Source organism: Ottowia flava (assembly GCF_008017535.1).
GTDB lineage: Bacteria > Pseudomonadota > Gammaproteobacteria > Burkholderiales > Burkholderiaceae_C > Ottowia > Ottowia flava.
Genome location: NZ_VRUA01000027.1, coordinates 1 through 20691 on the forward strand (window position 1 = coordinate 1; position 20691 = coordinate 20691).

Consider the following 20691-nt stretch of genomic DNA (forward strand, 5'->3'; position numbering starts at 1 on the left):
CTGGGCGTTTTGCTTTGGACTCTCGAAAATGACCTCCAATCAATCAAGCGAGCGTTCGGCGTTACCGCTATTTGGTCCGATGCAGCAGCCTTGCGTGCAGACCACTAAAATCACCCCATGATCTCTAGAGAACCCACAATTGAGCGCCTGCAAACCGCGAGCGACCTGCTGTTGACGCCGTTCGGCTTGAGCGAAGCCGATTTGGCCAAAACCTTGGGTGTTATCGCACAGCACCGTGTCGATGACGCCGACCTGTACTTTCAGTACACGCGTGCCGAAGGCTGGAGCCTGGAAGAAGGCATCGTCAAGACCGGTAGCTTCTCTATCGACCAGGGCGTGGGGGTGCGAGCAGTGGCCGGCGAGAAGACCGCTTTCGCCTATTCCGACGATATTTCCCTTGCTTCGCTGACCGATGCCGCGCAAACCGTGCGCGCCATCAGCAGCGCCGCACAAGCCGGACGCGTCAAGGTGCCCAAGCGTCAGCTCGCGCGCGGGCGCAAGCTCTATCCCGGTCTGGATCCTATCGGCACGCTCGACAGCACGGCCAAGGTGCAGCTGCTGGAGCGTGTGGAGAAGCTCGCGCGCGCCAAGGATCCGCGTGTGGTGCAAGTCATGGCAGGCTTAGCGAGCGAATACGACGTGGTGTTGGTCGCCCGTCTGGACGGGACGCTGGCCGCCGACGTGCGCCCGCTGGTGCGCGTGTCGGTCACCGTGATTGCCGAGCAGAACGGCCGGCGCGAGATCGGCTCCTACGGCGGCGGTGGCCGCTTCGGCTTGGCGTACTTCGATGATGCGCTGCTCGGCCGCTATGTCGACGAAGCCGTGTCGGCCGCCCTCACCAATCTGGAATCCCGCCCTGCGCCCGCAGGCGAAATGACCGTGGTGCTTGGCCCAGGTTGGCCGGGCGTGCTCTTGCACGAAGCCGTGGGCCACGGGCTGGAAGGCGACTTCAACCGGAAGGGCTCCAGCGCGTTCACCGGTCGCATTGGTCAGCGCGTGGCCGCCAAGGGCGTCACCGTGCTGGATGATGGCACCATCACCGACCGCCGCGGCAGCCTGAACGTGGACGACGAAGGCCACGCCACGCAAAAGAACGTGCTGATCGAAGACGGCATCCTGAAGGGCTACATTCAGGACGCCATGAACGCGCGCCTGATGGGCGTCAAACCGACCGGCAACGGCCGGCGCGAAAGCTACGCCCACATTCCCATGCCGCGCATGACCAACACTTATATGTTGGGCGGTGACCGCGACCCGCGCGAGATCGTGGCCAGCATCAAGAAGGGCTTGTACGCCACCAACTTCGGTGGCGGCCAGGTCGACATCACCAGCGGCAAGTTCGTCTTCTCGGCCAGCGAAGCCTATTGGGTGGAAAACGGCAAGATCCAGTACCCCGTCAAGGGCGCGACCATCGTCGGCAGCGGCCCCGAATCGCTCAAGAAGATCAGCATGATCGGCAACGACATGGCGCTGGATTCGGGCGTGGGCACTTGCGGCAAGGAAGGCCAGAGTGTGCCCGTGGGCGTCGGCCAGCCGACCTTGCGCATCGATGGCCTGACGGTGGGCGGCACAGCCTGACTGATAGGTATCGAGCGAGCGATTGATGAAGAATGCATCGCTGGCCCTACAACCACTTGCGCAGGCAGCTATGAACAATATAGCAAAAGCGACTTGGGCTGGTGCCGCGCTCGACCCGTCACACGCGGCCTATGCCGTGTGTGCTACAGTCACTGGGTCATGAACAAGCGCATCGCTTTCGGTTTTTACTTTTGGTTCTCGGTCCCAGGCGGACGAGAGGCCCAGGTGTAAGCACAGCGAACAGCGACCTCCCGACAAAACCGCCGCAGCGAAAGCCCGGCGGTTTTTTTGTGCCCGACCCGCGCAAACCCGCGCCCAACCGAGTCAATGAAGGAAGACCCCCGATGAACGCCAAAGCTGTGCAAGACATGGATATCCGCCCCTCGACACCCGAGCGCACCAGCCAGACCGACGACGAGCGCATCAAGGACATCACCGTGCTTCCCCCGCCAGACCACCTGATCCGCTTCTTCCCCATCCGCGGAACACCCGTGGAATCGCTGATTTCCAGCACCCGCAAATCGATCCGCAAGATCCTCAACGGCAAGGACGACCGCCTGCTGGTCATCATCGGCCCGTGCTCGATCCACGACCCCGAAGCCGCGCTGGACTACGCGCGCCGTCTGAAGCCCTTGCGCGACCAATACGCCGACACGCTGGAAGTGGTGATGCGCGTCTACTTCGAAAAGCCCCGCACCACCGTCGGCTGGAAGGGCCTGATCAACGATCCGTATCTAGACGAAAGCTACCGCATCGACGAAGGCCTGCGCATTGCGCGCCAGCTGCTGATCGACATCAACCGCATCGGTCTGCCGGCGGGCAGCGAATTCCTGGACGTGATCTCGCCGCAGTACATTGCCGATCTGATCAGCTGGGGCGCCATCGGCGCGCGCACCACCGAAAGCCAGGTCCACCGCGAACTGGCCAGCGGCCTGTCGGCACCGATCGGCTTCAAGAACGGCACCGACGGCAACATCCGCATCGCCACCGACGCGATCCAGGCGGCCGCGCGCGGGCACCACTTCCTGTCGGTGCACAAGAACGGGCAGGTCTCCATCGTGCACACCGACGGCAACAAGGACTGCCACGTCATCCTGCGTGGCGGCAAGGCGCCCAATTACGACGCCGAAAGCGTGGGCGCGGCCTGCAAGGACCTGAGCGCCGCCAAGCTGCCCGCCACGCTGATGGTCGATTGCAGCCACGCCAACAGCCTGAAACAGCACGAAAAGCAGCTGGACGTGGCGCGCGACGTGGCCGCGCAGGTGGCCGGTGGCTCGCACCAGATCTTCGGCGTGATGGTGGAAAGCCACATCCACGCAGGCGCCCAGAAATTCACGCCAGGCAAGGACGACGTCGGCGCGCTGGAATACGGCAAGAGCATCACCGACGCCTGCCTGGGCTGGGACGGCTCGCTGGAGCTGTTGCAGGTGCTGGACGAGGCGGTGCGCACACGCCGTCAGCGCCGCTGAAGCCGCGGCGCCCGCGCTGTGCCAGGGGCGTCGTGGATACGCCCTTGCTGCGCCAAAGTGGACCTTCGCCACGCGCGCACCACCGACGGTGCGCTTTTCCTGCGCTCGAATGCTATGAATAGAGAAGCTGGCAGCGCAGGTGGTTCTAGGGGCGGAGGCCGATTCTTCTCATGTTTTCCTGCGCCGCCCCCACACGGTGGCGCGCATCGGCTACAGTCGCGGCACCTCCGCCTCATGAAGAGAGATCACCATGCAAAGTGAAGTGCGCGTTATCCAGGACGAACGCCAGGAATGGACTTTTGCGCTGGACCACCAGTCGCCCATGACCCAGGAACAAGCCCGCGATTGGCTCGACGCCCAATTCGTCGCGCTGGGCAGCGAGCCGCTGCGCCCCACCGGCAAACTGCTGTTGGCCGACAAGGTGTTGGTGGTGGCGCGCGACGCGGGTGCCACCAAGCTGAACGACACGGCTTGGGGCACCGACTTTGCCCGCGCCGCCAGCGCCGCACTGGCGCGTCCGGTGGTGTCGATCGACCTGCGGGCGATGACGGTGTCGTACTGAGCGATTTTTGAGGAAAAAGCGCCGCTGGCCATAGAGCAGATTGCGCGACCAGCTACTGAATTCATAGCGATCAACCTGGGCCTAAGGGCTTGAAGGCGGCCCGTCGTGGCCGGCGGATTCAGGCCGCCGCGGGCGACTTCAGCGCGTCCAGCAACTTGCCGTGAACGCCCCCAAAGCCGCCGTTGCTCATGCACAGCAGGTGGTCGCCCGGGCGCGCGGCGGCCAGCACCTGGCGCAGCAGCGTGTCGATGTCGGGTGCGACCTGGGCGCGTTCGCCCATCGGCGCCAGCGCGGTGGTGACGTCCCAGTCCAGGCCACCGCTGTGGCAGAAGGCCAGATCGGCCTGTTCCAGCGACCACGGCAGCTGGCTTTTCATGGTGCCCAGCTTCATGGTGTTGCTGCGCGGCTCAAAGATGGCGAGGATGCGCTCACTTTGCTTGCCCGCTGCGTCCAGCTGGCGGCGCAGCCCATCGACCGTGGTGCGGATGGCCGTGGGGTGGTGCGCGAAATCGTCGTACACGGTGATGGCGCCGCCTGCACGCGCCACGCTGCCGCGCACTTCCATGCGGCGGCGCACGTTTTGGAAGCTGCCCAGCGCGGCGCAGGCCACAGCGGGCGGCACGCCGACGTGCTCGGCCGCGGCGATGGCGGCCAGCGCGTTCAACTGGTTGTGCGTGCCCGACAGCGACCAGCTCACGCGGCCCACGGGCACGTCGCGCAGGCGCACTTCAAAGTCGCTCGGTTCGCCATGCGCGCTGAAGTCGCTGACGGCGCTGCCAAAGCCGCGCCGCTCGCTCCAGCAACCTTGCGCCAGCACGCGCGTCAGGCTTTCTTCCAGGTCGTTGACGACCACGCGGCCGCTGGGGGGCACCGTGCGCACCAGGTGATGGAACTGGCGCTCGATCGCGGCCAGGTCGTCAAAGATGTCGGCGTGGTCGAACTCCAGGTTGTTCAGCACCGCCGTGCGCGGGCGGTAGTGGACGAACTTGCTGCGCTTGTCGAAGAAGGCAGTGTCGTACTCGTCCGCTTCTATGACGAAACAGGCCCTCACGCTGCGCGGCTGCGCCTGCTGCGCTGCCCCCCGAGGGGTCTGCTCGCCGCCTTGGGAGCGGCCCGGCGGCGGCTCGGTGGCGGGCGAATCACCACCAATGCGCGCCGAAATCCCGAAGTTCAGCGGCACGCCTCCCACCAGAAAGCCTGGCTGGAGGCCGGCGCTTTCCAACACCCAGGCCAGCATCGATGTGGTGGTGGTCTTGCCGTGCGTGCCGGCCACGGCCAGCACGTGGCGGCCTTGCAGCAGGTGTTCGGCCAGCCATTGCGGGCCGCTGGTGTAGGGCGCGCCAGCGTCCAGGATCGCCTCCATCAACGGGTACTTGGGCGTGCCGTCCGGCAGGTGTGCGCGGCTGACCACGTTGCCGACCACGAACATGTCGGGCTTCAGCGCCAACTGGTCGGCGCCGTAGCCTTCGATCAGCTCAATGCCCAGTGCGCGCAGTTGGTCGCTCATCGGCGGGTACACGCCCGCGTCGCAGCCGGTCACGCGGTGGCCCGCTTCGCGCGCCAAGGCGGCCACGCCGCCCATGAAGGTGCCACAAATGCCCAGAATGTGAATGTGCATAGGCGGTGATTGTAGGCCCAGCGCAGCGTCAACTTTTCAAGCCTTTTCGGCCTGCAGCCTGCGCCGGGTCTGCGCAAGCAGCTTTCAATCCGATAGCGAAATCGGTGGCCGGTGACCACAGCCGGTCACGCCTAGATCACGCGGTGGGCCGGGGCGCTTATGCAGGCGGCACCACTCGGTGCGCCCCTCAATGCAGCTTGACGTGCGGCTCGGTGCGCCGCGTGATGGCGCGGGCGATGGTGTCAAGCGCAACCTTGGGCCAGCCGTGCAGGGCGAGCTCGTGCTGCTTGTACAAGGACTTGTACATGAGCTTGGCGAACAGGCCTTCGAACACCATGTTGCCGCCGACCAGCGCGCCCATCAGGCTGCCGACGGTGCTGTAGTCGCCCAGTGAGACGAGCGAGCCGAAGTCGCGGTAGCGGAATTCGCGCAGCGGCTCGCCGGCCAGGCGGCGGCGCAGCTGGCCGAGCATGAAGCTGGCCTGCTGGTGCGCGGCCTGGGCGCGCGGCGGCACCAGTTTGTCGGTGCCCAGCCAGGGGCAGGCGGCGCAGTCGCCCAGGGCAAAAACGTGGTTGTCGCGCGTGGTTTGCAGCGTGGCGTTCACCACCAGCTGGTGGATGCGGTTGGTTTCCAGCCCGTCCAGCTCGGCCAGAAAGGCGGGCGCCTGCACGCCGGCGGCCCAGACAATCAGATCGGCATCGATCCGGCGGCCGTCGGCCAGCACGACGCTTTGCGGCTCCACGGCGGCCACGCGCGCGCTGGTGTGCACCTGCACGCCCAGGTTGCGCAGCAGCTCTTCGGCCGCGGTGGACAGGCGCGGCGGCAGGCCGGGCAGGATGCGGTCGGCCGCTTCAATCAAATCGATGCGCAAATCGCGGTCGACCTGGATGCGCTGCAGGCCGTAAGACACCAGTTCGCGCAGCGTGTGGTGCAGCTCGGCCGCCAGCTCGACCCCGGTGGCGCCGGCGCCGATGATGGCCACGCGCAGGTGGCGCGGGGTGTCGGACACGCCGTCGCCGTCCGTATCGTGGTCGGCGCGGGAATGGGCACGCAGGGCGGCGTTGATCAGTCGCTGGTTGAAGCGCCGGGCGTCGGCAGCGGTTTCCAGCTTGATGGCGTGCTCGGCCACGCCGGGCGTGCCGAAGTCGTTGGTCAGGCTGCCCACGGCCATGACCAGGGTGTCGTAGGGCACGCGGCGCGCGTCAATCACGCGCTGACCTTCGTCGTCCACCAGCGGCGCCAGCAGCACTTCGCGCCGGGTGCGGTCCAGCCCGACCATCTGGCCGGTGCGGTATTCAAAGTGGTGCCAGTGCGCCTGGGCCAGGTAGTCCAGCTCGTGCGCGTCCATGTTCATGCTGCCGGCGGCGATTTCGTGCAGCTTGGGCTTCCAGACGTGCGTGCGGGCGCGGTCGACCAGCGTGACAGCCACGCGCCCGCGTTGGCCCAGTGTGTCGCCCAGGCGCGTGGCCAGCTCCAAGCCGCCGGCGCCGCCGCCGACGATGACCACCTGGTGCGGCGCACCGGGCGGGCGTACCGGCACCGGCAGCCGTTCGCCCGAAGGCAGCGGTGGGGTCGTGGGGGCGGTGGAGTCGTTCATCGCGTGCTCGCCTGCGCGCGAGCACCGCGTGTGTCCGACCGCCCGGGGTGGGCCGGTCTGAGGCCTTACTGCGGAAACTGCTCGCGCAGCTTCAGCTTATAGAACTTGCCGGTGGAAGTGCGTGGGACAGCGTCGATGGTTTCATAGCGCTCGGGCAGTTGCCATTTGGCAAAGCCCTTGTCAGTGAGCAGGGCGTTGAGCGCCTCGGTCTCGGCGCTTTCGCCGGGCTTGAAGGCCACGCAGGCCAGCGGGCGTTCGCCCCATTTGGCGTCGGGAATGGCGATGACGGCGGCCTCGGCCACAGCCGGGTGCGCCATGAGGGCGTTTTCGAGGTCGACCGAGCTGATCCATTCGCCGCCCGACTTGATCAAGTCTTTGGTGCGGTCGCTGATGCGCACGAAGCCCAATTCATCTACGCTGGCCACGTCGCCGGTGCGCAGCCAGCCGTCGGCGGTGAACTTGTCTTCGGGCGAGCCCACGTTGAAATAGCCGCCGGTGATGAACGGCCCGCGCACCTGCACTTCGCCCACGCTGGTGCCGTCCCAGGGCTGGTCCTGCCCGTCGTCGCCGCGCGTGCGCAGATCGACCAGCGGCGCAGGCACGCCGGCCATGGCGGCACGGCGGTAGCGCTCGTCGTCGGACGCGCCCACCAGCTCTGATTTGGTGTACGACACGGTGGCCAGCGGCGAGGTTTCGGTCATGCCCCAGCCCTGCAAAATCCATACGCCGTGGCGGTCGAAGGCGCGGATCAGCGATTCGGGCACGGCTGCGCCCCCCACCAGCGAGCGCATGCCCTGCGGCAGCTTCCAGCGGCCGTGGTTGGGCGAATCGGGCTTGAGCGAGGCTTCGTAGGTCTGGATCAGGCTGAGCCAGATGGTGGGCACACCGAGCGCGAGCGTGGGCGGCTCCTGCTGCATCAAATCGAGCAGGTCGTCCGGGTGCAGGTGCGGGCCGGGAAACACCAGCTTGGCGCCCATCATCACGGCGCCGTAGGGCATGCCCCAGCTGTTGGCGTGAAACATGGGCGTGACCGGCAGCACCACGTCGCGCCCGCGCAGGCACCAGAAATCGGCCAGGCTGGCCACCAGCGTGTGCAGCACGGTCGAGCGGTGCGAGTAAGCCACGCCCTTGGGCCGCCCGGTGGTGCCGGAGGTGTAGCACATGGCCACCGGGTCGTGCTCGTCGTGCGGGGCATAGCGGAAGCCGTCCGGATCGCCCGAGGCCAGCAGCGCCTCGTAGTCGGTGTAGCCCGCGGGCACCGGCGCGCCGGAGAAAGGCACGACGAACACTTCTTCAAAGGCGTGCAGGTGCTTGAACTTCTCGTACAGCGGCAGCAGCACGTCGTCAACGATCAGGAAGCGGTCGCTCGCGTCGGCGGCGATCCAGCCGATCTCGTCGGGCGAGAGGCGCAGGTTGAGCGTGTGCATCACGCCGCCTGCCGCGGGGATGCCGAAATACGCTTCCAGGTGGGCGTGGTGGTTCCAGCACAGGGTGGCGACGCGCTCGCCTTTTTGTAGCTGCTTGCGCTGAAAGGCACTGGCCAGAGACCGTGTTCGACGGTAAAAATCGCCGTAGCTGTGGCGCTTGAGCGATTTGTCCGGCAGGCGCGAGACGATCTCGCCGCGCTTGAAGAGTTGACCCGCGCGCTCCAGCAAATGGTTGAGCGAAAGCGGCACGTCCATCATCGTCGTCTGCATACCTTCATGTCTCCTTGGCTAGCCCGTAGGGCTTTGGTTCACTGTACGGCAGGTCGTGGGGACGAGCGGGCACAATGGCATGCATGGAAACCCTGACGCACGAGATCGCTGCGCACGCGGCGCGTCTGGTGGTGGAGGAAGGGCTGGACTACGGCGCTGCCAAGCGCCGCGCGCAGAAAAGCCTTGGCTTGCCGCCGCGCACCGCCCTTCCCGACAACGACCTGATGGAAACCGAGGTGCGCGCCTACCTGGCGCTGTTTCACGGCGACACCCAACCGGCCGAGCTGGCCGCGCTGCGCCGTCTGGCGCTGACCTGGATGGAGCGCCTGACCGAGTTCCGCCCGCACATCGCGGGTGCGGTCTGGAACGGCACGGCCACGCGGCTGTCCGACATTTACCTGCAATTGTTCTGCGATGACCCCAAGTCGGCCGAGATTGCGCTGATCGACAACCGCGTGGACTACGAAGCGCGCTCGATCACGGGCTTCAACGGCAACACGGTCGAGGCGCTCAGCTTTTCCAGCCAGAGCGCCGAACTGGGCGAAACCATCGGCGTGCACCTGATGATCCACGACCACGACGAGCTGCGCGGCGCCCTCAAGCCCGGCAGCAACGGCCGCGCCCCGCGCGGCGACGCGCGCGCGCTGCAGCGTCGCATGGACCAAGAGGAGCCCTCCGCGCCATGACCGCCCCGAAGCTTTCGCCCGAATCAGCGGGCGCACCCGCCCCCCCACCGGCGACCGGCCCGAGCGCCAGGACGCGGCGCTGGGCGCTCGCCGCGGTCGGCGTGGCCGCGGCGGCCGCCGGAGCGGGCTTGGCGCTCAAGCGCTTCACGCCGGGCGAGATCGAGGGCGATCTGTCCGATTTCTGGGGCCGCAGCTTCCCCACGCCCGACGGCGGCACGCTGGCGCTCAGCAGCCTGCGCGGCCAGCGCTTGCTGGTGAATTTCTGGGCCACCTGGTGCCCGCCCTGCGTGGAAGAGTTGCCGCTGCTCAGCGCCTTCTACAACGAAAACAAGGCCAACGGCTGGCATCTGCTGGGATTGGCTGTGGACAAGGCCGCGCCGGTGACGCAGTTTCTGGCTCGCACACCGGTCAGCTTCCCGGTCGCCCTGGCCGGTCTCGAAGGCACGGAGTTGAGCCGAACGCTGGGCAATAACGTCGGTGCACTGCCGTTTTCAGTGCTGTTCGATGCCGATGGGCGCGTTCGGCAACGCAAGATCGGTCAACTGGACGCGGCAGAGCTGGCGCGCTGGAAGGGCTAGATTCAGTTGGGCGGTGTACGTGATGTGTGGCGCCGCCGTGCGGCCAGAATGCAGGTGGATTCCGACGCTCGATCGCCGAAATTGAAACCAAATTATCAGAAATAGGGCGAAATTGAGTTAAATTCGCACGATTTCCCAATTACAGGCAGTTGCATGGACCTGCGCAAACTCAAGACCCTGATTGACCTGGTCTCCGAATCGAATGTGTCGGAGCTCGAGATCACCGAAGCCGAAGGCAAGGTGCGTATTGTCAAGGCAGGGCAGGCACCGATTCAGGCGGTTTACGCCCCAGTGGCCGCACCGATGGCAGCCCCCGTGGCCGCTGCACCCGCCCCCGCAGCCGCGGCGCCGACAGACGCCGCCGCTGGCGCGGCGGCACCGACCGCGACCGGCTTCGTCGTCAAGTCGCCGATGGTCGGCACCTTCTACCGCTCGGCCAGCCCGGGGGCGAAGGCCTTCGTGGAAGTGGGCGCCCAGGTGAAGGAGGGCGACACGCTCTGCATTATCGAGGCGATGAAGATCCTCAATGAGATCGAAGCCGAAAAGACCGGCACCGTGACCCAGATCCTGGGCGAGAACGGCCAGGCCGTGGAGTACGGCCAGCCGCTGTTCGTGATCGAGTAAGTGGACGGCGCGCGCACCATTCCGCCCGGCGTCCGGCTTTCCGGGCGCGCTCCGGCTTGCGGTGAGCGCGGCGCCTGTCCAGCTTCCATGTTCCATTCAGTCCTTGTCGCCGGTCGCTCAGGTGCGACCCGGTGCGGCGCGCCCTTGGCGTGCGAACTGCTCGTGGGCGGGCGATGAGGCGCGGGAGATCCCATGTTTAAGAAAATCCTCGTGGCCAACCGCGGCGAGATCGCGCTGCGCGTGCAGCGCGCCTGCCGCGAGCTGGGCATCAAGGCCGTGATGGTCTATTCCGAGGCCGACAAGGACGCCAAGTACGTGCGCCTGGCCGATGAAGCCGTGTGCATCGGCCCAGCGCCGTCGGCGCAGAGCTACCTCAACATGCCGGCCATCATCTCGGCCGCCGAGGTGACGGACGCCGAAGCGATCCACCCGGGCTACGGTTTCCTGAGCGAGAACGCGTCCTTTGCCGAACGGGTGGAGAAAAGCGGCTTCCAGTTCATCGGCCCCACGCCCGAGTCGATCCGCATCATGGGCGACAAGGTGTCGGCCAAGCAGGCGATGATCAAGGCCGGCGTGCCTTGCGTGCCCGGCTCGGACGGCGAACTGCCGGAAGACCCGGCCGCCATCCGCAAGATCGCCAAGTCGATCGGCTACCCCGTCATCATCAAGGCGGCGGGCGGCGGCGGCGGGCGCGGCATGCGCGTGGTGCACACCGAAGCCGCGCTGATCGGCGCCGTGCAGATGACCAAGGGCGAGGCCGCCGCGGCCTTCAACAACCCGGCGGTCTACATGGAGAAGTTTCTCCAGAACCCGCGCCACATCGAGATTCAGGTGCTGGCCGACAAGTACCGGAACGCCGTCTACCTGGGAGAGCGCGACTGTTCCATGCAGCGGCGCCACCAGAAGGTGATTGAAGAAGCGCCGGCGCCCGGCATTCCGCGCCGGCTGATCGAGCGCATTGGCGACCGCTGCGTGGCCGCGTGCAAGAAGATCGGCTACCGCGGCGCGGGCACGTTCGAGTTTCTGTACGAGAACGGCGAGTTCTACTTCATTGAGATGAACACCCGCGTGCAGGTGGAGCACCCGGTGACCGAACTGATCACCGGCGTCGACATCGTGCGCACGCAGATCATGGTGGCCGCGGGCGAGAAGCTGCCCTTCACCCAGCGGCAGATCCAGATCAAGGGCCACGCCATCGAATGCCGCATCAACGCGGAAGACCCGTTCAACTTCACGCCCTCGCCGGGGCGCATCACCACCTGGCACGCGCCGGGCGGCCCGGGCGTGCGTGTGGATTCGCACGTGTACGCCAACTACTTCGTGCCGCCTAACTACGACTCGATGATCGGCAAGATCATCGTCTACGGCGACACGCGCGAGCAGGCGCTGGCGCGCATGCAGACGGCGCTGTCCGAGACGGTGATCGAAGGCATCAAAAGCAACGTGCCCCTGCACCGTGAACTGATGATGGACGCGCGCTTCATGGAAGGCGGCACCAACATCCATTACCTGGAGCGCTGGCTGGAGGCGCGTCAACGCGCTTCGATGTAAGCCAAATCGGCCGCTGGCCCTACAGCCAATTGCGCGACCAGCTACTGAAAAGATAGTGCAACCCTTGCGAGAGCGCCATGTTTGAACTGCGCCTGACCTGCCCGGAAGACCGTGTCGAGCCGATCACCGACGCGCTGGACGCGCTGGACGCGCTCAGCGTGTCGGTGGAAGACGCCGATGCCGACACCGACGCCGAGCGCGCGCTGTTCGGCGAGCCCGGCATGCCGCCGCCCGCGCAAAGCTGGGCACGCAGCCGCGTGGTGGCGCTGTTCGCCACGCAGGTCGCCGCCGAGGAGGCCGCGCGCCTGCTGGCGCTGCAGGACTTTTTTGAAGGCTGCGACGTCGTCGCCATCGCCGCCGTGCCCGAGCAGGACTGGGTGCGCCTGACGCAGTCGCAGTTCGAGCCCGTGCCGGTCACCTCCTCGTTCTGGATCGTGCCGACCTGGCACGAGGTGCCGGCCGCCGCCGAGACCGTGATCCGCCTGGACCCGGGCCTGGCCTTTGGCACCGGCACGCACCCCACCACGCGCATGTGTCTGCGCTGGATTGCTGGCCACCCACCCAAGAATCAGCGCGTGCTGGACTACGGCTGTGGCTCAGGCATCCTGGCGATCGGCGCGGCGCTGCACGGCGCGGCCGAGGTGGACGCGGTCGACATCGACGAAGCCGCTGTCGGCGCCACGCGCGACAACGCCGCCGCCAACGGCGTTGCACTGAACGCCATCGGCCTGCCCGACGCGGCCAAGGGCGCGTACAACACCGTGCTGGCCAACATCCTGGCCACGCCGCTGAAGGTGCTGGCGCCGCTGCTGTGCGCTCACGTCGCGCCCGGCGGCGCGCTGGTGCTGGCCGGCGTGCTGGAGCGCCAGACGGCCGAGCTGCAGCAGGCTTACGCCGATTACCTGGCGCTGGAGGTGGCCGACACCGAAGACGGCTGGGTACTGCTGGTGGCACGCCGCCCCGCATGATGGCCGGGCAGCCGCGCGGCTGCCTACAATCGCCGCAACATGAGCCTGATCACGCGCTGCCCGACCTGCTCGACGCTGTTTAAGGTCGTCGCGGACCAGTTGCGCATCTCCGGCGGCTGGGTGCGCTGCGGGCACTGCCAGGACGTCTTTGACGCCTCTGCGCATCTGATTCCGTACGAGGAAAGCCGCGCCCTGGCGCAGGCGCAGCAGGTGGAGGTGCCACCGCCTCCGCCACCACCGCCACCGCCGCCACCGCCGCCACCGCCACCGCCACCGCCACCACCACCGCCACCACCACCACCACCACCACCACCACCACCACCACCACCACCACCACCACCGGCGGTCGAGCGGAATCAAGAGCAGGCGCCTGAGTTTGCGGCTGCGACGGCCCCTGCTGTCCTGTCGGGGCAGCAAGACCCCTTGGCGGCCGCGCTCGACATTCCGGATGCGGCGACGCTGCTGCGCCGTCCAGCGGCGGACGGTCGCGGCGCCGCGGAGCCGGTGCCAGCCGCTGCGCCAACGCTGCCGCAGGAACTCGAGGCTTGGCGCGAAGCGCGCGCGCAGGCGCGCGGCGGGATGCCGACCGAGGCTCCCCTTGCCCCGCCGCGGTCATGGCCGGCGCCGGTGGACGACACGACACGGCCGAGCCCGCTTTCGCCGAATGAGCGCATGGCGGACGCTGACGCTCAGCTGTCTGCGGGCAACCCCGCGAAATACAGGCCTGCCGCAGTGGACGATGCCGCCGACGCACCGTTCGGGCCGACGGGCGCGCCCGTCGAGTCGCTGGTCGGCAGCCCAGTGGACTTCGTGCTGAGCGACATGGGCCGCTGGCCGGGTGGCCTGGACGACGGTGGCTCGGCGGACTCCCCGCCCTTGCGGCGCGATGGCGCCGCCACCGAACCCGCACCATCGTTCGTCGCTGCGGCAGAGCGGCGCGCGTTCTGGCGCTCACCGCCGATGCGGTTGACGCTGGGCCTGGGCGCACTGGTGCTGGTGCTGGCGCTGTTGCTGCAAGTCGGGCTCAGTCGGCGCAGCTGGCTGGCAGCCCATGTCCCCGCGCTGGCACCGGCGTTGGTCTCGCTGTGCCAGCCATTGGGCTGCTCGGTGCCGCCGTACCGTGATCTGGATGCGATCATCATCGACAACTCGGCTTTCAACCGCAGCGGCCCATCGTCGTTCCGTTTCACCGTCACCCTGCGCAACCAGTCGGGGGTGCCGGTGGCGACGCCGGCCCTCGAATTGACCCTGACCGATGCGCTGGAGCAGCCCGTGGTGCGGCGCGTGGTCGCGCCCAGCGAGCTGAATGCGCCTGCGACGCTTGCAGCGCGTGGCGAATTCGCCGGCGCGAACGCGCTGGCGCTGGCCGGCGTTGACAACGCGAGTGCCATCACGGGTTACCGGTTGATGGCTTTTTATCCCTGATTCTGCCTGCAGCCCAAGTCAGTCTTGCGCAGGCAGCTCCTGTTCAAATAGCATATTCATGGCCACCCTGATCTGCGGCTCCCTGGCGTTCGACACCATCATGGGCTTTGAGGGGCAGTTTGCCCAGCAGATCCTGCCCGAGCAGTTGCACATCCTGAACGTGTCGTTCCTCGTGCCCAGCCTGCGGCGCGATTTCGGGGGCTGCGCCGGCAACATCGCCTACGCCATGCGTCAGTTGGGCGGCGTGCCACTGCCGATGGCGGCGGTAGGCAGCGATGGCGAGGACTATCTGGCGCGTCTGCGTGCACTGGGCATCAGCACCGAGTTCGTGCGCCAGGAGTCAGCGACGTACACCGCGCAGGCGATGATCATGACCGACCGCGCCAACAACCAGATCACCGCTTTTCACCCCGGTGCCATGTCGCTGGCGCACCGCACGCAGATCGCCGCGCGGGGCGACATCCGCCTGGGCATTATTTCGCCAGATGGTCGCGATGCCATGCTGGAGCACGCCGAGCAGTTTCATGCTGCGGGCATCCCTTTCGTGTTCGACCCCGGCCAGGGCTTGCCCATGTTCAATGGCAACGAACTGGCGCACTTCGTCGAACTGGCCACGTGGGTCACGGTCAACGACTACGAGGGCCGCATGCTGTGCGACCGCATGGGCGTGGGGCTGGACGCGCTGTCACGTCGCGTGGAAGGCCTGGTGGTCACTCTCGGAGGTGAAGGCTGTGAGGTGTGGCAGAACGGGCAGCGGGAATTGATCGCACCAGTGACGCCTGCCGAGGTGGTCGACCCGACGGGTTGTGGTGATGCCTGGCGCGGAGCCCTGCTGTTCGGGCTGGAGCAGAGGTGGTCGCTGTCGCGCTGTGCGGCGCTGGGCAACCAACTGGGCGCGCTCAAGATCGCGTCGCGCGGACCGCAGAACTACGTGGTGGACAGTGCCGTGTTGGCCGCGGCCTGAACAGAGGCTGCGGCGGCGGCGGGGGCACAAAAAAACCCGCTCGGCGGTGTGCCGGGCGGGTGGTCGAAAGCCGGGCTCGAAGACCCGGCTCCAAGGTTTTAGGGCTTGCTGGCCGTAGGGAAAGGCCAAGCCGCCTGAGGATTCAGGGTCGTCTGGGCAGCGGCCTTTTTCACGGCAGGCTTCTTGGGAGCTGCAGCCTTCTTGGCCGCAGGCTTCTTGGCGGGAGCCGCCTTTTTTGCCGGTGCAGCTTTCTTGGCGGGAGCGGCCTTCTTGGCTACGACCTTTTTGGCCGGTGCGGCTTTCTTGGCGGGAGCGGCCTTCTTGGCTACGACCTTTTTGGCCGGCGCGGCTTTCTTGGCAGCAGCTTTCTTAGCCGGAGCGGCCTTCTTGGCTACGACCTTTTTGGCCGGCGCGGCTTTCTTGGCAGCAGCTTTCTTAGCCGGAGCGGCCTTCTTGGCTACGACCTTTTTGGCCGGTGCCGCTTTCTTGGCGACAGCCTTCTTGGCCGGAGCGGCCTTCTTCGCGACGGCTTTCTTCGCCGGTGCAGCTTTCTTTGCTACGGCCTTCTTGGCGGCCGGTTTCTTCGCAGTTGCCATTTTTCTCTCCTTGATCAAGTTGAACTCTCAACAGCAGGAAACGCTTCGTGCCTGTTGGGACACACAAAGCGATTCATGGCGCTGGCACGTCGGCCAACGCCATGAACTTGGGCGCAAGCCCCTGCTGGAGTTCGTACTCCGCTCAAGGGGTGCAAATGAAAGGCGTACACGGCGGTGGGCAGTGGTGGTCAGTCCCAGGACAGGGCGCCTCCGGTCTGGTACTCGATGACGCGCGTTTCGAAGAAGTTGCGTTCCTTCTTCAAGTCGATCATCTCGCTCATCCAGGGGAAGGGGTTTTCCTCTTTGGGGTACAGCGCCTCCAGGCCGATCTGTGTGGCACGCCGGTTGGCGATGTAGCGCAGGTAGCCCTTGAACATGGAGGCATTGAGACCGAGCACGCCGCGCGGCATGGTGTCTTCGGCGTAGCGGTACTCCAGCTCGACGGCCTTTTCGAACAAGGCCTTGATCTCGGCCTTGAACGCCGGCGTCCAGAGGTGGGGGTTCTCCAGCTTGATCTGGTTGATCAGATCAATGCCGAAGTTGCAGTGCATCGACTCGTCGCGCAGGATGTACTGGTACTGCTCCGCCGCGCCCGTCATCTTGTTCTGTCGACCCAGCGCCAGGATCTGGGTGAAGCCGACGTAGAAGAACAGGCCTTCCATCAGGCAGGCGAAGACAATCAGGCTTTTAAGCAGCGTCTGGTCGGTCTCGGGCGTGCCGGTGGTGAAGGCCGGGTCCATGATCGCGTCAATGAATGGGATCAGGAATTCGTCCTTGGCGCGGATCGAATCGACCTCGTGGTAGGCGTTGAAGATTTCCGATTCGTCCAGGCCCAGCGATTCGACGATGTACTGGTAGGCGTGGGTGTGGATGGCCTCTTCAAAAGCCTGGCGCAGCAGGAATTGGCGGCACTCGGGCGCCGTGATGTGGCGGTAGGTGCCGAGCACGATGTTGTTGGCGGCCAGCGAATCGGCGGTGACGAAGAAGCCGAGGTTGCGCTTGATGATGCGGCGTTCGTCTTCGGACAAGCCGTTGGGGCTCTTCCACAGCGCGATGTCGCGGTTCATGTTCACTTCCTGCGGCATCCAGTGGTTGGCGCAGGTGGCCAGGTACTTTTCCCAGGCCCACTTGTATTTGAACGGCACCAGTTGATTCACGTCGGTCTGGCCGTTGATGATGCGCTTGTCGGCAGCGTTGACGCGACGCTGGCTCGCATCGGCTTGAGCCGTTGCAGCCTTTGGCGCAGCGACCGAAGCCGGCTTGGCCATGGCGACTTCCGCGATCGCCGACATCGGCATCGCGGTGGCTGGCTGCAAACGCGGTTGCAGTTCAGCGGTCGTTGGTTCGTCGTCCCAGGTCAGCATGATGATTAAGTGCTCCAATTATGGGAGCAACGCGTTGAAATGCAAAGCATTCGAACGCGTTGCCGATGGTTTGAGGTAGACGTTGTGTTGCGGCAAGACATCGAAACGCCTGCCGCACACACGCGAAACGATCACTGGCAGGCTTCGCAGCCAGGGTCATCGATGGCGCAGAACTTGATGTCGGTAGCTGGCTCCGTCGCCATTTGCGCACGCGCTTGCGCGGCTGCGGCGTCGAGTGCGCTGGCTTGCGCGGCGCTGTTCGATTGGCTCGACACAGCATTCAAGTTGCTGGTGTGCACGGTCGATTTCTCGGCGTGCGTAGCGCTGGTGGTGCGCAGGTAGTAAGTCGTCTTCAAGCCGCGCAGCCAGGCCAGCTTGTAGGTGTCGTCCAGCTTCTTGCCCGATGCACCGGCCATGTAGATGTTCAGGCTCTGCGCCTGGTCGATCCACTTCTGGCGGCGCGCAGCGGCTTCGACCAGCCATTGCGGCTCGATCTCGAACGCGGTGGCGTACAGCGCCTTCAGCTCGGTCGGCACGCGGTCGATCGGGCGCAGCGAACCGTCGAAGTGCTTGAGGTCCATCACCATCACGTCGTCCCACAGGCCCAGGCGCTTGAGGTCTTTGACCAGATAGTGGTTGATGACGGTGAATTCGCCCGACAGGTTGCTCTTGACCGACAGGTTGCCGAAGCAGGGTTCGATTGAGGCGTCCACGCCGATGATGTTGCTGATGGTCGCCGTCGGGGCGATGGCCACGCAGTTGGAGTTGCGCATGCCGTCGCAGGCTATTTTTGAGCGCAGGGCGTCCCAATCCAGCGACGTGCTGCGGTCGATCTCGATGTAGCCACCGCGCGCATCGGCCAGACGGTCCAGCGTGTCCAGCGGCAGCACGCCCTGGTCCCACAGCGAGCCCTTGTAGGACGAGTAGCGCCCGCGCTCGGCGGCCAGCTCGGTCGACGCCCAGTAGGCGTGGAAGCAGATCGCTTCCATCGACTGATCGGCAAAAGCCACGGCTTGCTCCGACCCATAGGCGATGCGCAACTGGTACAGCGCGTCCTGGAAGCCCATCAGGCCCAGGCCCACCGGGCGGTGGCGCAGGTTCGAGTCGCGCGCCTTCTTCACCGCGTAGTAGTTGATGTCGATGACGTTGTCCAGCATGCGCATGGCGGTGCTGACGGTCTTCTTGAGCTTGTCGTGGTCGACCGCCCCATCCTTCAAGTGCTGCAGCAGGTTGACGGAACCCAGGTTGCAGACCGCGGTTTCGGTGTCGCTGGTGTTCAGCGTGATCTCGGTGCACAGGTTGCTGGAATGCACCACGCCGACGTGCTGCTGCGGGCTGCGCACGTTGCAGGCGTCCTTGAAGGTGATCCACGGATGCCCGGTTTCGAACAGCATCGACAGCATCTTGCGCCACAGGTCGGTGGCGGGCAGCGTCTTGCTGGGCTGGATTTCGCCGCGCGCGGCGCGCTCTTCGTAGGCGACGTAGGCGCGCTCGAAGTCGGCGCCGAACTTGTCGTGCAGGTCGGGCACGTCGGAGGGTGAGAACAGCGTCCACGTGCCTTTTTCCATGACGCGGCGCATGAACAGGTCGGGGATCCAGTTGGCCGTGTTCATGTCGTGCGTGCGGCGGCGGTCATCGCCGGTGTTCTTGCGCAGCTCCAGGAACTCTTCGATGTCGAGGTGCCAAGTTTCCAGGTAGGTGCAGACCGCACCCTTGCGCTTGCCGCCCTGGTTGACGGCCACGGCGGTGTCGTTCACCACCTTCAAAAAGGGCACCACGCCCTGCGATTCGCCGTTGGTGCCCTTGATGTGGCTGCCCAGCGCGCGCACACGCGTCCAGTCGTTGCCCAGGCCGCCGGCAAATTTGGACAACAGGGCGTTTTCCTTGATCGATTCGTAGATGCCGTCCAGATCGTCCGGCACGGTGGTCAGGTAGCAGCTCGACAGCTGCGAGCGGCGCGTGCCGCTGTTGAATAGCGTGGGCGTGCTGCTCATGAAGTCGAAGCTGGAGAGCACTTCGTAGAACTCGATGGCGCGCGCCTCGCGGTCGATCTCGTTCAGCGCCAGGCCCATGGCCACGCGCATGAAGAAGGACTGCGGCATCTCGATGCGCGTCTTCTTGACGTGCAGAAAATAGCGGTCGTACAGCGTCTGCAGGCCCAGATAGTCGAACTGCAGGTCGCGCTCGGGCTTGAGCGCGGCGCCCAAACGCGCCAGGTCGAACTGCTGCAGGCGCTCGTCCAGCAGCTCGTGCTTGACGCCGGCACGGATGCAGTCGCCGAAGTGGTCGGCGTAGCGCTCGGCCAGTTGCGGCAGGCTCAGCGTTTCGCCCAATACTTCCTTGGCGATGGTGTGCAGCAGCAGGCGTGCGGTGACGTAGCTGTAGTCGGGGTCTTTCTCGATCAGCGTGCGCGCGGCCAGGATGGCGGCCTTGTAGACCTCGTCCACCGGCACGCCGTCGTACAGGTTGCGCAAGGTTTCTTCCAGGATCGGGGCGCTGCTGACGTCTGCCCCCAGATCCGTACAGGCTTGATCAAAAAGTGCCTTCAGCCCAGGCAGATCCAGCGCGACCAGCTCTCCTTTTTCTAGCACGTGCAGCACCGTTGCAGGCGCGGCAGCGGCTTCGGTGGCGGCGTGCTGGGCGCGTTCCTGGGCGCGCTCCTGCGCGCGGCGCTCGCGGTACAGCACGTAGGCGCGCGCCACTTCGTGGTGGCCGCTGCGCATCAGGCCCAGTTCGACCTGGTCCTGCACGTCTTCAATGTGGAAGGTGCCGCCGCCTGGGCGCGAACGCATCAGCGCACGCACGACGCCCTGCGTCAGCTCGTCGACCACCTCGCGCACGCTGGCCGAGGCGGCGCCCTGCGTGCCGTGCACGGCCAGGAAGGCTTTCATCATCGCGACGGCGATCTTGGTGGGCTCGAACGCGACCACGGCGCCGTTGCGGCGCATGATCTGGTACTGCGCCAGTGTGCCGGCGGTTGGCGGCGCCACGGTGTCTGTGAGGGTGGGAGGAACAGGGCGTGCGGAAGGGGTGGCAGGCGTGGCGCCGCGGGCAGTTTGCATGGGGTCCTCGGGTTGTTGGGTGAAGTCAGACAGGTGGGCCGGCGCCGTCCCTCGGTACGAGGCGACTCCCTGCGGGGAGTGGCGCTGGGCACTACATCTAGTGTCCGGCGAGAGTTTAAGCCACTACAGGTAGTAGATGGGCTTTTCGCTGTGATTTTTCATGCGATGCGGGAATAGGCCGTGGCGATGCCTCGCGCACCCTCCGCGTCAAAGCCTTGCCGGGCGCGGCTTTGGCTGGTTGCAGTGCGGCAACAAGGCGTTTTTTCGCAGTGGCGGATCGGCATCGTTGGCGGGCGCTGGAGGCCCTTCGATCCCGACTTGGCGATAAGGGCATTGCCGACGAGCGGTGGGG

General features: G+C 66.1%; 16 protein-coding genes. 10 read left to right on the forward strand and 6 right to left on the reverse strand.

The genetic code is table 11. The annotated features are described in order from the left end of the window. Positions 1-117 precede the first annotated feature (117 nt). From tldD to FVQ98_RS18015, 3 genes are all read left to right on the forward strand, one after another. Positions 118-1578: a metalloprotease TldD gene (gene tldD, locus FVQ98_RS18005; protein WP_147914840.1), complete on the forward strand. Its 1461-nt coding sequence runs from the start codon at positions 118-120 to the stop codon at positions 1576-1578. A gap of 344 nt (positions 1579-1922) precedes the next feature. After that, complete coding sequence (locus tag FVQ98_RS18010; RefSeq protein ID WP_147914841.1) at positions 1923-3047, forward strand: 3-deoxy-7-phosphoheptulonate synthase; 1125 nt, start codon at positions 1923-1925, stop codon at positions 3045-3047. Positions 3048-3297: 250 nt separating this feature from the next. After that, on the forward strand, positions 3298-3609 hold the full coding sequence (locus tag FVQ98_RS18015; protein WP_147914842.1) for a hypothetical protein: 312 nt from the start codon (positions 3298-3300) through the stop codon (positions 3607-3609). A 118-nt stretch (positions 3610-3727) separates the two neighbouring features. On the opposite strand, the gene mpl is transcribed toward FVQ98_RS18015, so the two are convergent. From mpl to FVQ98_RS18030, 3 genes are all read right to left on the reverse strand, one after another. Beyond that, positions 3728-5227, reverse strand: a complete 1500-nt coding sequence (gene mpl / locus FVQ98_RS18020) for a UDP-N-acetylmuramate:L-alanyl-gamma-D-glutamyl-meso-diaminopimelate ligase (protein ID WP_147914843.1) — start codon at positions 5225-5227, stop codon at positions 3728-3730. A gap of 187 nt (positions 5228-5414) precedes the next feature. Beyond that, positions 5415-6824, reverse strand: a complete 1410-nt coding sequence (locus FVQ98_RS18025) for an NAD(P)/FAD-dependent oxidoreductase (protein WP_147914844.1) — start codon at positions 6822-6824, stop codon at positions 5415-5417. 65 nt (positions 6825-6889) lie between these two features. After that, complete coding sequence (locus FVQ98_RS18030; RefSeq protein WP_147914845.1) at positions 6890-8521, reverse strand: long-chain fatty acid--CoA ligase; 1632 nt, start codon at positions 8519-8521, stop codon at positions 6890-6892. Between the two features lie 83 nt (positions 8522-8604). Here FVQ98_RS18030 and FVQ98_RS18035 point away from each other — a divergent pair, with 83 nt between their 5' ends. The 7 genes from FVQ98_RS18035 to FVQ98_RS18065 all read left to right on the forward strand — a co-directional run bounded on the left by FVQ98_RS18035 (position 8605) and on the right by FVQ98_RS18065 (position 15317). Next, positions 8605-9207: a hypothetical protein gene (locus FVQ98_RS18035; RefSeq protein WP_147914846.1), complete on the forward strand. Its 603-nt coding sequence runs from the start codon at positions 8605-8607 to the stop codon at positions 9205-9207. Continuing rightward, entirely contained in the window at positions 9204-9785 is a 582-nt protein-coding gene (locus FVQ98_RS18040; RefSeq protein WP_147914847.1) for a TlpA disulfide reductase family protein, read from the forward strand. Before FVQ98_RS18035 ends, FVQ98_RS18040 begins: the two co-directional genes overlap by 4 nt. Before the next feature lie 153 nt (positions 9786-9938). After that, the gene (gene accB / locus FVQ98_RS18045) at positions 9939-10409 is read left to right on the forward strand and encodes an acetyl-CoA carboxylase biotin carboxyl carrier protein (protein WP_147914848.1); all 471 of its coding nucleotides are present in this window, start codon (positions 9939-9941) and stop codon (positions 10407-10409) included. 192 nt (positions 10410-10601) lie between these two features. Beyond that, positions 10602-11960 carry an acetyl-CoA carboxylase biotin carboxylase subunit gene (gene accC, locus FVQ98_RS18050; protein WP_147914849.1) on the forward strand — a complete coding sequence of 453 codons (1359 nt, stop codon included), beginning with the start codon at positions 10602-10604 and terminating at the stop codon, positions 11958-11960. Between the two features lie 77 nt (positions 11961-12037). Next, positions 12038-12928 (forward strand): 50S ribosomal protein L11 methyltransferase, encoded by an 891-nt coding sequence (prmA, locus tag FVQ98_RS18055; RefSeq protein WP_147914850.1) that lies wholly within the window; start codon positions 12038-12040, stop codon positions 12926-12928. 39 nt (positions 12929-12967) lie between these two features. Beyond that, on the forward strand, positions 12968-14353 hold the full coding sequence (locus tag FVQ98_RS18060) for a DUF3426 domain-containing protein (RefSeq protein ID WP_147914851.1): 1386 nt from the start codon (positions 12968-12970) through the stop codon (positions 14351-14353). A 58-nt stretch (positions 14354-14411) separates the two neighbouring features. Beyond that, a complete protein-coding gene (locus FVQ98_RS18065; RefSeq protein ID WP_147914852.1) occupies positions 14412-15317 on the forward strand; it encodes a carbohydrate kinase family protein in 906 nt (301 codons plus the stop codon). A gap of 98 nt (positions 15318-15415) precedes the next feature. Here the strand turns inward: FVQ98_RS18065 and FVQ98_RS18070 are convergent, their stop codons facing one another. The 3 genes from FVQ98_RS18070 to FVQ98_RS18080 form a co-directional block, all read right to left on the reverse strand. After that, the gene (locus FVQ98_RS18070) at positions 15416-15913 is read right to left on the reverse strand and encodes a histone (RefSeq protein ID WP_147914853.1); all 498 of its coding nucleotides are present in this window, start codon (positions 15911-15913) and stop codon (positions 15416-15418) included. A gap of 188 nt (positions 15914-16101) precedes the next feature. Then, on the reverse strand, positions 16102-17277 hold the full coding sequence (locus tag FVQ98_RS18075) for a ribonucleotide-diphosphate reductase subunit beta (RefSeq protein ID WP_147914854.1): 1176 nt from the start codon (positions 17275-17277) through the stop codon (positions 16102-16104). Between the two features lie 131 nt (positions 17278-17408). Next, positions 17409-20339 (reverse strand): ribonucleoside-diphosphate reductase subunit alpha, encoded by a 2931-nt coding sequence (locus FVQ98_RS18080; RefSeq protein ID WP_147914855.1) that lies wholly within the window; start codon positions 20337-20339, stop codon positions 17409-17411. Positions 20340-20691: the final 352 nt, after the last annotated feature.

What these genes read in the sequence shown, in the direction of transcription:
- tldD (WP_147914840.1), top strand. Translation starts at nt 118, where the DNA reads ATGATCTCTAGAGAACCCACAATTGAGCGCCTGCAAACCGCGAGCGAC.
- FVQ98_RS18010 (WP_147914841.1), top strand. Translation starts at nt 1,923, where the DNA reads ATGAACGCCAAAGCTGTGCAAGACATGGATATCCGCCCCTCGACACCC.
- FVQ98_RS18015 (WP_147914842.1), top strand. Translation starts at nt 3,298, where the DNA reads ATGCAAAGTGAAGTGCGCGTTATCCAGGACGAACGCCAGGAATGGACT.
- mpl (WP_147914843.1), bottom strand. Translation starts at nt 5,227, where the DNA reads ATGCACATTCACATTCTGGGCATTTGTGGCACCTTCATGGGCGGCGTG.
- FVQ98_RS18025 (WP_147914844.1), bottom strand. Translation starts at nt 6,824, where the DNA reads ATGAACGACTCCACCGCCCCCACGACCCCACCGCTGCCTTCGGGCGAA.
- FVQ98_RS18030 (WP_147914845.1), bottom strand. Translation starts at nt 8,521, where the DNA reads ATGCAGACGACGATGATGGACGTGCCGCTTTCGCTCAACCATTTGCTG.
- FVQ98_RS18035 (WP_147914846.1), top strand. Translation starts at nt 8,605, where the DNA reads ATGGAAACCCTGACGCACGAGATCGCTGCGCACGCGGCGCGTCTGGTG.
- FVQ98_RS18040 (WP_147914847.1), top strand. Translation starts at nt 9,204, where the DNA reads ATGACCGCCCCGAAGCTTTCGCCCGAATCAGCGGGCGCACCCGCCCCC.
- accB (WP_147914848.1), top strand. Translation starts at nt 9,939, where the DNA reads ATGGACCTGCGCAAACTCAAGACCCTGATTGACCTGGTCTCCGAATCG.
- accC (WP_147914849.1), top strand. Translation starts at nt 10,602, where the DNA reads ATGTTTAAGAAAATCCTCGTGGCCAACCGCGGCGAGATCGCGCTGCGC.
- prmA (WP_147914850.1), top strand. Translation starts at nt 12,038, where the DNA reads ATGTTTGAACTGCGCCTGACCTGCCCGGAAGACCGTGTCGAGCCGATC.
- FVQ98_RS18060 (WP_147914851.1), top strand. Translation starts at nt 12,968, where the DNA reads ATGAGCCTGATCACGCGCTGCCCGACCTGCTCGACGCTGTTTAAGGTC.
- FVQ98_RS18065 (WP_147914852.1), top strand. Translation starts at nt 14,412, where the DNA reads ATGGCCACCCTGATCTGCGGCTCCCTGGCGTTCGACACCATCATGGGC.
- FVQ98_RS18070 (WP_147914853.1), bottom strand. Translation starts at nt 15,913, where the DNA reads ATGGCAACTGCGAAGAAACCGGCCGCCAAGAAGGCCGTAGCAAAGAAA.
- FVQ98_RS18075 (WP_147914854.1), bottom strand. Translation starts at nt 17,277, where the DNA reads ATGCTGACCTGGGACGACGAACCAACGACCGCTGAACTGCAACCGCGT.
- FVQ98_RS18080 (WP_147914855.1), bottom strand. Translation starts at nt 20,339, where the DNA reads ATGCAAACTGCCCGCGGCGCCACGCCTGCCACCCCTTCCGCACGCCCT.